The sequence below is a fragment of the Yersinia massiliensis genome, from assembly GCF_003048255.1.
GTDB classification, from domain to species: domain Bacteria; phylum Pseudomonadota; class Gammaproteobacteria; order Enterobacterales; family Enterobacteriaceae; genus Yersinia; species Yersinia massiliensis_A.
The window spans coordinates 2,287,695-2,300,410 of sequence record NZ_CP028487.1 but is presented as its reverse complement, the minus strand read 5'-3'; the positions used below and the strand labels follow the sequence as shown (position 1 = coordinate 2,300,410).

Genomic DNA, 12,716 nt, shown 5'->3' with positions numbered 1-12,716 from the left:
AGTCTTTTGCCGCTAGTACCCTCACCTCACTGAATCCGGTATAGTCGGCCAGTGTACAAATGATGGATTGATTCATGAAGCAACTTTTAGATTTTCTCCCTTTGGTCGTATTTTTCGTTTTCTACAAGATGTATGACATTTTTGTCGCGTCAGGAGCATTGATTGTCGCGACCTTATTGGCATTAGCCTTTACTTGGCTGAAATTCCGTAAGGTCGAGAAAATGACGCTTATCACCGCGGCCATGGTGTTAGTTTTCGGCACGTTGACGCTGGCATTCCACAGTGACTTATTCATTAAATGGAAAGTCACCGTACTTTATGCACTGTTTGCGGTCGCACTCTTGGTCAGCCAATGGTTTATGAAAAAACCATTAATTCAGCGCATGCTCGGTAAAGAACTCACGCTGCCAGATGCCGTTTGGTCAAACTTAAATATGGCATGGGCACTGTTCTTCTTGGCATGTGGTCTGTTAAATATCTATGTGGCATTTTGGTTACCGCAGGAAATTTGGGTAAACTTCAAAGTCTTTGGTTTAACCGCACTGACATTAGTATTTACACTGATCAGTGGCGTGTATATTTATCGCCATATACCAGAAGAACAGAAAAAGTCATAACTTCAAATAACAAACAACTCAACTTATTGGCGTTGCACGGCATGTATGTAAATGGCGGCAGCGTCAAATATTCCAGTTTAGAAGCAGGCAGAGATGACCCAGGAACAACAATCACCTCGCGGTGAGCAATCATTACCTAACGGTGAGCTAGTACTTCGTACTCTTGCGATGCCCGCCGATACCAACGCTAATGGCGATATTTTCGGTGGCTGGTTAATGTCACAAATGGATATTGGCGGCGCTATTCAGGCGAAAGAGATCGCGCAGGGCCGTGTTGTGACTGTCAGAGTTGATGGAATGACGTTCCTCAAACCCGTTGCGGTGGGTGATGTGGTCTGTTGCTATGCACGTTGCATTAAAACTGGTCGCAGTTCTATTACCATCAATATTGAAGTCTGGGTAAAAAAGGTCTCTTCCGAGCCAATTGGCCAGCGTTATCGTGCCACTGAAGCCGTATTTACCTATGTGGCTGTTGATGATGCCGGTAAGGCACGCGGGCTACCTGATGGCCGTGGGAATTTCGAGGTGGGTGCAACGCAATAGCGGCTGCCCAATGTGACAGATGTCAAAAGGGTCGCCCAAAAGCGACCCTTTTCTTTTGCTAAGACAGCAAATCTAATGTTAGGACAGACAATATTGCGAGATGTTAATCCATCTCCATCGTACCGCCGATCTTAAAGACGATAGTAGTCACATAATCTTTAGCAGCCACTGCTTCAAAGCGCCATTTACGCATGACCTGCTTCACTTCGCGTTCAAAAGTATTGCGCGGTGTGGCATCTAAAATTCGGACATTAGTAACTCGACCATCGCTATCAATGTCATATTGAACTTTAACCTGCCCTTCAACCCCTAATGCCAACGCTCTCGCTGGATAGGTTGGTTTCGCCTTGCTTAATGCTCTTGGGCCGGATGTAGTAGAAGCGCCTGGCGCAGCAGCTTTAGGGGCTGATTTTACCGGTGCGTTATTCGCCGTCAGAGCAGGCTCATCAGATTTAAACGGTCTATCATCCGGTGGTGCTTCTGTTTTCTTCACTTCCGGCTTTTTGACTTCTTTTTTTACCGGCTTTGGTTTCGGTTTTGGTTTTACCGGTTCAGGGATAGGCACTGGAACGGGCTCTGGCAACACTTCAGGTTCAGGCGGTGCCTCTTCAACCGGTTCCGGTTCTGGCTCTGCCTTTGGTGGCTCCGCAGCAGCAGGTTGTGGCGCAGCAAAATCAGCAACATTCACCATCGTGACAGCAATCGGAGCATCCTCGACTTCAGGTTGAATGCTCATTTGCTCTACGGAAACATACAGTAACGCCGCAACCACGCTGCCGTGTAACCCGACTGAAAATACGAATGGCCACGTTAGCCGTCGACCCAAGAATAATTTATTTAGCTGCATAATAATTCAGTGTCCTCTAATGCAGCTAAGTTTAAATGCAAATAGCAATCATGTTCAATACGCAACTGCAAACAATCGTATCATTCATCCTTCAAATGTTGTTTTAAACGACGACCTCGGTGAAATGACACTTTTTATTTACCCTGAGTTATCATTTTATTTCATCATTAACGGTAAGTGTATACAGGTGATAGCCGCTGATGAGTCTCTCATCTCAGTTGATTGAATTTATGGAATGAACATGCTGATATGAAGTACTGAGGTAATGGCGAATCAATGCGGTATTGCCAATCTCATGCTCACATGAAGTCTGACAAAACAAATCTTAAAGGTGAAACATGCTGTATGTCATTTTTGCTACCGATGTCCCCGACTCACTCGACAAACGTTTATCTGTGCGCCCTGCACATTTGGCGCGCCTACAAGAATTGCAAGACCAAGGCCGCCTACTGACCGCTGGCCCGAATCCTGCCATCGACAATGCAGATCCCGGTGCGGCCGGATTTACCGGGTCAACAGTGATAGCGGAATTTGCGTCACAACACGACGCCGAGGTTTGGGCTAAACAAGACCCTTATGTTGCCGCAGGCGTCTACCAATCTGTCATCGTAAAACCCTACAAGCGCGTCTTCTGAGTTACCTTTCTGTTATAAAGGCCGCAAATATCAACAGCGGCCCCTATTTCGTATTCTTTATATAGGTATGACGTTAACTCAGCACATCAGCACAAATAGATGTTACGTCCAGCAAACCTCAACCGGTGGTTGACTAAACTTTGTAGTGTTTCATCCAATGTTCTTCACACGCATCAACGGCTTTATCCAACATATGCGCTGGCGATTTCAATATCATGTGGTCTTTTCTTACCCAGACTGGATAAGTGTGTTTACCTGCAGCAATGACTTGCTCAACATAGATAGCAGCGTGATAAATCAGCTCTGCTTCTTCACAATAGATTTCGTACTTATAAAGCGCAGTGCTGACTTTCAAATCACCAAAAAACACGGTTTTCGCTAATTTATATTGAGACATGAATGATAAGCCTTTGCTGTAATAGGGATAATATCATCCGCCGAACCACACTTATTAACTGTGATATTCTCGACAAAAACCACCTAACTTCATGTCTTACGTGAAAAATTTGTCTCTATGCTCACAGGGAATCGCTTAGCGTCATTCAGTGGCAACGCATTGAATAAGTAGCCTTGCATAGCATCAACGCCAATATTGGCTAATTGAATAAACTGTTGGCGGGTTTCCACGCCTTCCACGATGACACTCTGGCAATGATCACGTAATCGAGTGACAAGATTATCGAACGTGACACTCTCCGCCCACTGCCAATAAAACTGTTTGTCTACTTTAACACATTCAAAAAAACCACTGGCGGCGGCGGCAAGGTGCGAATTACCACTACCAAAATCATCTAACCATAGCGTGTATCGTTCAGCGAGTTTACTTAATAAGGTATTTTTCGGCCCATCACTAAGATTGGGGAAACTCTCCATCACCTCCAGTCGGATAAAAGGCATTGACTCCAGCAACGAGATGATGACCTTGTCATACAGCACGGCTTGCGCCATATCAAAATCTATATTTATCGAGAGTATGATTTGATAATCAATAAACCATTGCTGGTGAGTCGCCACAGCAAATAATTGCTCATACAACAATTCGGCCTTCATTTTGGCATTAAGTTGATGCAAGAAACGTTCAGTATTAATGGGCATTTTGAAAGAGTCAGTCGTAAAACGACTCAATAGCTCCACAGCAAATAACTCACCTTTTTTACTGTAAACAGGTTCACAGATAAAAGTGCAATCAACCGCAATGTTTAGCCTGCTATCCACTGAAAAATCCTTTTAATAAATAAGGAATGCAGTATTGATCAATTGATAAAATTGATCAATTTTTTATTATCGATCAATAATATCGATGAGCGCAAATGCAAACAAAGACAGGAGAAGAAATCAACCTATTGATAGATAGGAAGTATTACTTAAATACGATGATTGACATGATTATTATTTCACATTCACATATTTTACCAATAGGATGGCCGCTTCGAGCAACTCAACAGTAACACCCCTGAAACTGAATGATTTGAACGAAGCGGCCTAATATATAGAATAGCGCTTTGTTATTCTGATGTGAAATAAACTCACCATTTACTATGGTGCACTTTTTATTATTAATAGTGAAATAGGAATTGTCGCATTTCAATAATTTAGGATAGGTGTTTTTTTTCTGCGAAAAAAGACACCATTTAAGGTGGAAAATATCATACTCGTCATCACCGAGGACAACAACTCATTGTCAAAAAGCCCTCTACCCGACCCAAAATTGTGAATAAAAATGAAGGCGACTTTGTACAAAAACTCGATTTACACTGTCATAATTATTATGCAATAAACAAAAACAGCCTCATAAAGAGACTGTTTTTATTACTCATTCAGTGAATTACCATTCATAAGCAACAGTGAACAATAGTGACCTGCGATGCTGGTGCTCATTGTGCTGCCTGATGCTATAGATATGACGGTAACGTCGTGATTGACCTTCAAGCCAGCGACTTCTTCGACGCTGATTTTGCCGCAGCATACGCCAACGGCCTACCTCATTTTTACTCCGTCTCATGTAACAAGTCTTCCACAGCTGAGAACTGGGCTAGTATAAACCTTTCATCTTCTCAGCCAAGTTGCTGTTGGGCAAAATTCTGTATTTTACAAAAAATGCACTATCTTTCTATATATGTCGCACTGCGATATGTCACACAAACTATACGCATGACTCAACACACTCTAGAAACCCCAAAGCACATGCGAACTGCTGAATGTTTCATTGCAAGTCCTTTAAGCTAAAAGATTTTATCTAACATTATCTCTGCTTAAAGGTTTCGTCTTTGCCAGACTGTGCGTACACTCATTACTGACCGTTTGTGAACAGGATTTCCGCCCTCATGACAACATTTTATACCGTAATCAGTTGGCTTTCAGTTTTTGGCTATTGGTTGCTTATTGCCGGGGTAACATTGCGTATTCTCATGAAGCGCAGAACCGTTCCTTCGGCTATGGCGTGGCTACTTGTCATCTATATTCTGCCGTTAGTTGGCATCATTGCGTACCTCTCATTTGGCGAGCTTCATCTCGGTAAGCGCCGAGCAGAACGTGCCAAAGCCATGTGGCCATCTACTGCTCGTTGGTTGAGTGAATTGAAAGATTGCCAACATATTTTTGCCAATTCAAACAGTGAGGTCGCTACCCCACTATTTCAATTATGTGAGCGTCGCCAAGGCATCAGTGGTGTTAAAGGTAATCAATTACAGTTATTAACCACCACCGATGACACATTAAAAGCCTTGGTGCGAGACATTGAATTAGCCCGCCATAATATAGAGATGGTATTTTATATTTGGCAACCTGGTGGCCTGGTTGATCAGGTTGCGGAGTCCTTAATGTCTGCCGCACGCCGTGGCGTTCATTGCAGGCTCATGCTGGACTCTGCCGGTAGCCAACAATTCTTCCGTACCCCGTATCCCGCCATGATGCGCAATGCTGGGATAGAAGTGGTCGAAGCACTCAAAGTTAATGTTTTTCGCGTATTCTTGCGCCGCATGGATTTACGCCAACACCGCAAAATAGTATTGATTGATAACTATGTTGCCTATACCGGTAGCATGAATATGGTTGATCCGCGCTTCTTCAAACAAGATGCGGGGGTGGGTCAGTGGATTGATATGATGGCACGCATGGAAGGGCCAGTGGCGACAACAATGGGTATCGTCTATGCCTGTGATTGGGAGATTGAAACAGGTAAACGTATCCTGCCGCCGCCACCAGATAACCATATCATGCCGTTCGAAGAAGAAAGCGGCCATACGATTCAGGTAATTGCATCTGGGCCAGGTTTTCCAGAAGAGATGATCCATCAGGCGTTACTCACTGCCGTGTATGCTGCTCGTGAGCAGTTAGTCATGACAACGCCCTATTTCGTTCCGAGCGATGACTTATTGCATGCTATCTGTACTGCTGCACAACGTGGTGTCGATGTCAGCATTATTGTCCCTCGAAACAATGATTCAATGATGGTCCGCTGGGCAAGTAAAGCTTTCTTCTCAGAGTTACTTGATGCAGGAGTCAAAATCTACCAATTTGAAGGTGGGTTATTACACAGCAAAAGTGTGTTAGTTGACGGGCAACTCAGCTTGGTGGGAACCGTTAATCTTGATATGCGCAGCTTATGGCTCAATTTTGAAGTCACTTTAGTGATTGATGATGATGGTTTTGGCGCTGACTTAGCACAAGTGCAGGATGACTACATTGCTCGCTCAGTATTATTAGATGCTGAACAGTGGAATAAACGCCCTGTTTGGCATCGCGTTACTGAACGACTATTCTACTTCTTCAGCCCATTATTATAATGCAAAGGGCCATTCGGCCCTTTTTTGTAGATGCTCTGAGTTTCAGCGATAAGCTGCATAATCATTGTAAAAACGCTAAAGAGAATGTTTTAATGAGCGCAATCCGCAAAAATATATGGGAATCTGCAAAATGGACCAGAATGCACAAGAGCCAAGCTCAATGGATCTCAATAATCGCCTGACAGAAGATGAAACACTGGAACAGGCTTACGATATTTTTCTTGAACTGGCGGGTGATAACTTAGATCCGGCAGATATCTTATTATTTAATCTTCAGTTTGAAGAACGTGGCGGCGCAGAGTTGTTTGACCCCGCGGAAGATTGGCAGGACCATGTTGATTTTGACGTCAACCCAGACTTTTTCGCGGAGGTTGTTATTGGCCTAGCAGAAAGTGATGGCGAAGAGATTAACGATGTTTTTGCTCGCGTACTGCTATGCCGCGAGAAAGACCATAAACTTTGCCATATATTGTGGAAAGAGTAATCTCATTACCTGCGAATTAACTCAGTCCGTCAATTTTATTTCGTCATAATGAGTGCGCATTGTCAGTCATCATTAAAATCCCCGCCAGAGAAATATGACGGGGATTTTTACTCGGCAACCTAGCCAAATCACAACGCTATAGCGGATCCACTTTCAAACAAGAAACCGCATGACGGAAGCTCCCTTCCATCAATGGGCGTGTTTTCGCACACTCTGGCCCTGCAATTGGGCAGCGAGTACGGAATACGCAACCCGATGGCGGGTTAATTGGCGACGGTAGCTCACCTTCTAACAATTGAATGACTTTTGCCTTTTCTTTGTCTGGATCAGGGATAGGCACTGCAGACATCAGCGCCTTGGTATAAGGATGCTGCGGGTTATTATAAACCTCATCATATGTCCCCAGTTCGACCGCATGCCCCAAATACATCACTAACACTCGGTCAGAGATATGCTTGACTACGGCCAAGTCGTGGGCAATAAAAATCAGCGACAATCCCATTTCACGCTGCAATTGCTGCAATAAGTTCACCACTTGCGCCTGAATTGACACATCCAGTGCGGAAACAGGCTCATCGCAAATCACCAGCTTTGGCTCAAGAATCAATGCTCGGGCAATACCAATACGTTGGCACTGCCCACCCGAAAACTCATGAGGATAGCGGTTGATTAAATTGGGTAATAGACCCACTTTGAGCATCATTGCTTTGACTTTGTCCCTGGCTTCTTGACGCGGCATTTTAGGATGATAAGTCCGCAGCGGTTCAGCAATGATTTCACCAATCGTCATTCGTGGGTTCAATGATGCAAGGGGATCCTGAAATATCATCTGAATATCACTGCGGATATCGCGCCACTCATCAGGATTCATGTTGAGCAGGTCTTTTCCTAACCAAGCAACGCTGCCACCCGTTGCTTTCACCAAGCCAATGATGGCGCGAGCAAATGTGGATTTACCGCAACCTGACTCCCCAACCACGCCCAAGGTTTCACCTTCATACAGGCGAAGTGTCACCCCATCAACAGCTTTCAATGTTTTGGACGGTTGCCAGAACCACTGTTTGCCATCCTGAATATCAAAATGAACTTTCAGGTCAGCCACTTCCAACAAGACTTTTTTCTCTGTCATGGCATTCATACCAATTCCCCTACTGGCTTGTAGCAAGCGCGCAAACGCCCTTCACCGAAACTTTCTAATGCAGGTGCTGTGCTACAGCGATCCATGGCATATTGGCAACGAGGTTGGAAAGGACAACCTTTCGGCAAGCGCAGTAAATTGGGGGGGTTGCCCGGTATTGTCATCAGTGCATCGCCTTCAGTATCAAGACGAGGGACGGCATTCAACAAACCAATAGAATAAGGGTGGCTTGGGTGATAAAACACATCACGAGCCTGACCATATTCCATGGTTCGCCCTGCATACATCACCAAAACTTTGTTGCAGATCCCCGCAACCACCCCTAAGTCATGAGTGATCATAATTATCGCGGTATTGAATTCACGTTTTAGCTCATTCAACAACGTCATAATCTGAGCCTGAACAGTCACATCCAATGCCGTGGTCGGTTCATCTGCAATTAACAGTTTAGGACGGCACAGCAACGCCATCGCAATCATGACTCGTTGCCGCATCCCACCTGAAAACTCATGTGGGTACATGCGCATGCGTTTACGTGCTTCTGGCATTTTTACCGCATCGAGCATGCGAATTGATTCTTCGAACGCTTCGCTTTTACTCAATTTCTTATGCAGTTGCAGCACTTCCATCAACTGCTCACCCACTCGCATATAGGGGTTTAGCGAAGTCATTGGATCTTGGAAAATCATTGAGATCTCTTCGGCCCGCAGACGGTTTAACTGCTTTTCGGGGAGATTCAGGATCTCTCGACCATTAAACTTCGCCGAGCCCCCTATCCGGCCATTGCTGGCGAGCAACCCCATCAAAGCAAAAGCCGTTTGTGACTTGCCCGAACCAGACTCGCCCACAATGCCTAATGTTTCACCGGCACGCAGGTCAAAATTAAGGGCATTGACGGCCGTCACATCTCCGTCAGGTGTGCCGAAAGTCACAGTGAGATCTTTTACATCCAGCAGGACTTTTTGCTCTGGCTGCGCATTCTGTTCCAACAGTACATTTTGTTCCAACAATGCAGATTGCTGAACAGCAGACTGATTACCAATAGTCGTCATGGCGCTACTCCTCAGCGATCTTTCGGGTCGAGGGCATCACGCAAGCCATCGCCGATAAAGTTAAAACAAAACAAGGTTACGACCAAGAATCCGGCAGGAAACATCAGTAACCATGGCGAGACTTCCATTGAGTTGGCACCATCACTGAGCAAAGCTCCCCAACTACTCAGCGGCTCTTGCGTTCCTAGACCCAGGAAGCTGAGGAAAGACTCGAATAAAATCATGCTGGGAACCAGCAAAGAAGCGTACACCACCACCACACCGAGTACGTTCGGGACGATATGGCGCAAAACGATATTCCGTGTTGAAACACCGCCAACCAATGCCGCTTCAATAAACTCTTTTCGTTTCAAACTTAATGTCTGGCCACGAACGATACGAGCCATATCGAGCCAAGACACCATGCCGATAGCCACGAAAATCAACAAGATATTTTGGCCGAAGAAGGTGACCAATAGAATGACGAAGAACATGAATGGAAATGAGTTAAGGATTTCCAGCAGGCGCATCATCAGTGAGTCGACTTTCCCACCCAAATAACCCGACAAAGAGCCATATAATGTGCCGACGACCACCGCAACCAGTGCAGCGGCAACACCAACCATTAATGAAATGCGACCACCAATAGCGACACGGACCAACAAATCACGACCAGATGAATCTGTACCAAAATAGTGTCCAGACTCCATATCAGGTGCTGCGGACATCATGCCCCAATCAGTATCTGAGTAGCTAAACTGCGCTATCATTGGCGCGAAAATAACAAACAGGGTAATAAACATCAGGATCACCAAACTGGTGATCGCCGCACGGTTGTGTATAAAGCGGCGGCGGGCATCCTGCCATAGGCTACGTCCTTCAACTTCCAGTTTTTCACTGAAAACCTCCAGAGCTTCGCTATTTTTTTTGCTCAACATAATTGGCGTGCTCCAGTGCTAGTAACGGATTTTCGGATCGATAACGGCATAAAGCACGTCGACAATCGCATTGAATAAAATGGTTAGCGCGCCGACCAGAATGGTCAAGCTCAGGACCAATGAGTAATCGCGATTTAACGCTCCGTTGACAAACAACTGGCCAATACCCGGTAAACCGAAAATAGTTTCTATCACCATTGAACCGGTAATAATGCCGACAAATGCAGGCCCCATATAAGACAGCACGGGGAGCAACGCCGGTTTTAATGCATGGCGTAGAACAATCGTGCGCAACGGTAATCCTTTAGCGCGCGCCGTGCGGATAAAGTTAGAATGGAGTACTTCAATCATGGAACCACGGGTGATACGCGCAATGCTGGCGATATAAGCCAATGATAATGCCACCATTGGTAAAATAATAAATTTCGGTGCTCCGCCGTTCCATCCCCCACCAGGTAGCCATTTTAATATAATGGCGAAAACCAAGACTAATAACGGGGCGACCACAAAACTTGGGATCACCACCCCCGTCATGGCAAAGCCCATAACGGTATAGTCCCACTTGGTATTTTGGTTCAACGCGGCAATGACACCGGCACTCACACCCAACACAACAGCGAGTAGAAATGCAGCAAATCCAAGTTTAGCTGAAACAGGAAACGAGGCTGAGACTAACTCGTTAACGGTATAATCTTTATATTTAAATGAAGGCCCGAGATCACCTTGCGCCAGTTGCCCCAAATAATTGAAATACTGCTTATAAACTGGGTCGTTGAGGTGATATTTCGCCTCAATATTCGCCATCACTTCGGGTGGAAGATTACGCTCACCGGTAAACGGGCTTCCAGGGGCGAGACGCATCATAAAGAATGAAATCGTTATCAAAATGAATAGTGTCGGGATCGCTTCCAAACAGCGGCGTAGAATAAATTTTAACATTGCCTGTACCTTTAGCCTCTAACTGCGACTTTATATTTCAATGCAATAAGGGCAGCACGCGAGTTAAGCGGCTGCCCTAAATCAATTATTGCTTGATAATATAAAGATCTTTAACGTGCATATTATCCAGTGGATCTTTACCGGTGTAACCACCGACATAAGGCTTCACTAAACGGGCATTCACGTAATAGAACAGTGGGACAATAGCTGAGTCTTTATCTAGCAAGACTTCAGCTTGTTGGTACAAACCAGCACGCTCTTTCTCAGTTTTCACTTTCAGCGTGTCTTGCATCAGCTTATCAAACGCTGGGCTCTTATAATGCACAGTGTTGTTGCTGCTGTCAGAAAGCATCATATTCAGGAATGAAGAAGGTTCATTGTAGTCAGCACACCAGCCGGCGCGGGCCACATCGAAATTCCCCTGATGGCGAGTATCCAGGAAGGTTTTCCATTCCTGATTTTCCAACTTAACATCAACACCCAGGTTTTTCTTCCAGATAGACGCGGCAGCAATGGCCAGCTTCTTATGCAAATCAGAGGTGTTGTATAGCAAGTTGAATGTCAACGGCTTGTCTTTGGTATAACCGGCTTCAGCCAATAACTTCTTAGCGACTTCGTTACGTTTCTCTTGCGACCAGCTAAACCATTCTGGTGGTGTCAGTTCAGCGCCACTGGTGTATGGAGGGGTGAAACCATAGGCCGGTAAGTCACCTTGGTTTTTCACTTTGTTCACGATGATATCGCGATCCATACCCAATTTTAGTGCTTCACGTACACGAGCATCTGTAAATGGTGCTTTTTGGTTATTGATTTCGTAGTAATAGGTACACAGGTATGGGTCAACATGAACTTCTTGTGGGATCTCTTTTTTCAATTTCTGGAACAATTCGATCGGCATGTTGTTATACGTCATGTCGATTTCACCGCTGCGGTAGCGGTTAACGTCTGTTACTTCTGAGGAAATTGGTAGATAGGTCACTTGGTTGATAACTGTTTTCGCGTTGTCCCAATAAGTTGGGCTACGTTCTAACACGATACGCTCGTTAACCACCCAATCTTTCAACTTGTATGCGCCATTGCCAACAAAGTTTTGTGGTTGAGTCCATTTATCCCCAAACTTCTCGATCACCGATTTATTAACCGGTGACATTGATGGATGAGCTAATAGCTTGTCCAAATACGGGACTGGCTCGCTTAGTGTAACTTCCAACGTATGATCATCTAACGCTTTGACACCTAAAGTATCAGGGGACTTTTTACCGGTAATAATATCGTCGATATTTGCGATATGTGCATATTGGACATAGCTTGCATAAGGTGAAACCGTTTTAGGGTCAGACAAACGTTGCCAGCTATAAACAAAATCCTGTGCTGTTACAGGGTCACCATTTGACCATTTGGCATCTTTACGAAGATGGAAAGTCCAGACTTTGAAGTCCTTATTATCCCAGCTTTCTGCAACACCCGGCAAAATCTTGCCATTAGGATCGTTAATCACCAACCCTTCTAACAGATCGCGTGAGATATTTGATTCTGGCACACCTTCAATTTTATGTGGGTCCAATGACTGAGGCTCAGAACCATTATTACGGACTAATACTTGTTTCTCAGCCAGTTGTACACCAGCTGGTACATTCGCTGCGAACGTATTTCCGACAGCCATCATACCCAAAGCAGCGACAATACCTGCGGCTAGGAGATTTTTCTTCGTGATGTTGGTCATGCTTGTATCCACTCCAGTTTTTATTATTGCTTCACC

Annotated in this window: 14 protein-coding genes; 5 read left to right on the top strand and 9 right to left on the bottom strand. The window is 45.0% G+C overall.

The window, feature by feature from the left end; all coding sequences use genetic code 11:
- Nucleotides 1–74 precede the first annotated feature (74 nt).
- Entirely contained in the window at nt 75–617 is a 543-nt protein-coding gene (locus DA391_RS10825; RefSeq protein WP_050285677.1) for a septation protein A, read from the top strand.
- A gap of 93 nt (nt 618–710) precedes the next feature.
- Nucleotides 711–1,160 (top strand): acyl-CoA thioester hydrolase YciA, encoded by a 450-nt coding sequence (yciA, locus tag DA391_RS10820; protein WP_019210114.1) that lies wholly within the window; start codon nt 711–713, stop codon nt 1,158–1,160.
- Nucleotides 1,161–1,263: 103 nt separating this feature from the next.
- On the opposite strand, the gene tonB is transcribed toward yciA, so the two are convergent.
- Entirely contained in the window at nt 1,264–2,007 is a 744-nt protein-coding gene (tonB, locus tag DA391_RS10815) for a TonB system transport protein TonB (RefSeq protein WP_108087690.1), read from the bottom strand.
- 338 nt (nt 2,008–2,345) lie between these two features.
- Between tonB and DA391_RS10810 the strand changes: the two genes are divergently transcribed.
- On the top strand, nt 2,346–2,642 hold the full coding sequence (locus tag DA391_RS10810) for a YciI family protein (protein ID WP_050080702.1): 297 nt from the start codon (nt 2,346–2,348) through the stop codon (nt 2,640–2,642).
- Nucleotides 2,643–2,775: 133 nt separating this feature from the next.
- Here the strand turns inward: DA391_RS10810 and DA391_RS10805 are convergent, their stop codons facing one another.
- The 3 genes from DA391_RS10805 to DA391_RS10795 form a co-directional block, all read right to left on the bottom strand.
- The gene (locus tag DA391_RS10805) at nt 2,776–3,039 is read right to left on the bottom strand and encodes a hypothetical protein (RefSeq protein WP_050080700.1); all 264 of its coding nucleotides are present in this window, start codon (nt 3,037–3,039) and stop codon (nt 2,776–2,778) included.
- Nucleotides 3,040–3,128: 89 nt separating this feature from the next.
- Nucleotides 3,129–3,857: an EAL domain-containing protein gene (locus DA391_RS10800; RefSeq protein WP_050873120.1), complete on the bottom strand. Its 729-nt coding sequence runs from the start codon at nt 3,855–3,857 to the stop codon at nt 3,129–3,131.
- A gap of 610 nt (nt 3,858–4,467) precedes the next feature.
- Nucleotides 4,468–4,644, bottom strand: coding sequence for a YciY family protein (locus DA391_RS10795; protein WP_072084641.1), 177 nt, complete (start codon nt 4,642–4,644; stop codon nt 4,468–4,470).
- Nucleotides 4,645–4,966: 322 nt separating this feature from the next.
- On the opposite strand from DA391_RS10795, the gene cls reads away from it, so the two are divergent.
- Nucleotides 4,967–6,427, top strand: a complete 1,461-nt coding sequence (gene cls / locus DA391_RS10790; protein ID WP_019210119.1) for a cardiolipin synthase — start codon at nt 4,967–4,969, stop codon at nt 6,425–6,427.
- 160 nt (nt 6,428–6,587) lie between these two features.
- A complete protein-coding gene (locus tag DA391_RS10785) occupies nt 6,588–6,911 on the top strand; it encodes an HI1450 family dsDNA-mimic protein (RefSeq protein ID WP_042806529.1) in 324 nt (107 codons plus the stop codon).
- 136 nt (nt 6,912–7,047) lie between these two features.
- On the opposite strand, the gene oppF is transcribed toward DA391_RS10785, so the two are convergent.
- The 5 genes from oppF to oppA all read right to left on the bottom strand — a co-directional run bounded on the left by oppF (nt 7,048) and on the right by oppA (nt 12,680).
- Nucleotides 7,048–8,049, bottom strand: a complete 1,002-nt coding sequence (gene oppF, locus DA391_RS10780; RefSeq protein ID WP_050080697.1) for a murein tripeptide/oligopeptide ABC transporter ATP binding protein OppF — start codon at nt 8,047–8,049, stop codon at nt 7,048–7,050.
- Nucleotides 8,046–9,101 (bottom strand): ABC transporter ATP-binding protein, encoded by a 1,056-nt coding sequence (locus tag DA391_RS10775; RefSeq protein WP_072084640.1) that lies wholly within the window; start codon nt 9,099–9,101, stop codon nt 8,046–8,048. Before DA391_RS10775 ends, oppF begins: the two co-directional genes overlap by 4 nt.
- An 11-nt stretch (nt 9,102–9,112) precedes the next feature.
- On the bottom strand, nt 9,113–10,021 hold the full coding sequence (oppC, locus tag DA391_RS10770) for an oligopeptide ABC transporter permease OppC (protein WP_042806404.1): 909 nt from the start codon (nt 10,019–10,021) through the stop codon (nt 9,113–9,115).
- Nucleotides 10,022–10,036: 15 nt separating this feature from the next.
- Nucleotides 10,037–10,957: an oligopeptide ABC transporter permease OppB gene (oppB, locus tag DA391_RS10765; protein ID WP_004875191.1), complete on the bottom strand. Its 921-nt coding sequence runs from the start codon at nt 10,955–10,957 to the stop codon at nt 10,037–10,039.
- Nucleotides 10,958–11,042: 85 nt separating this feature from the next.
- Nucleotides 11,043–12,680, bottom strand: a complete 1,638-nt coding sequence (gene oppA, locus DA391_RS10760; protein WP_050080696.1) for an oligopeptide ABC transporter substrate-binding protein OppA — start codon at nt 12,678–12,680, stop codon at nt 11,043–11,045.
- Nucleotides 12,681–12,716 lie beyond the last annotated feature (36 nt).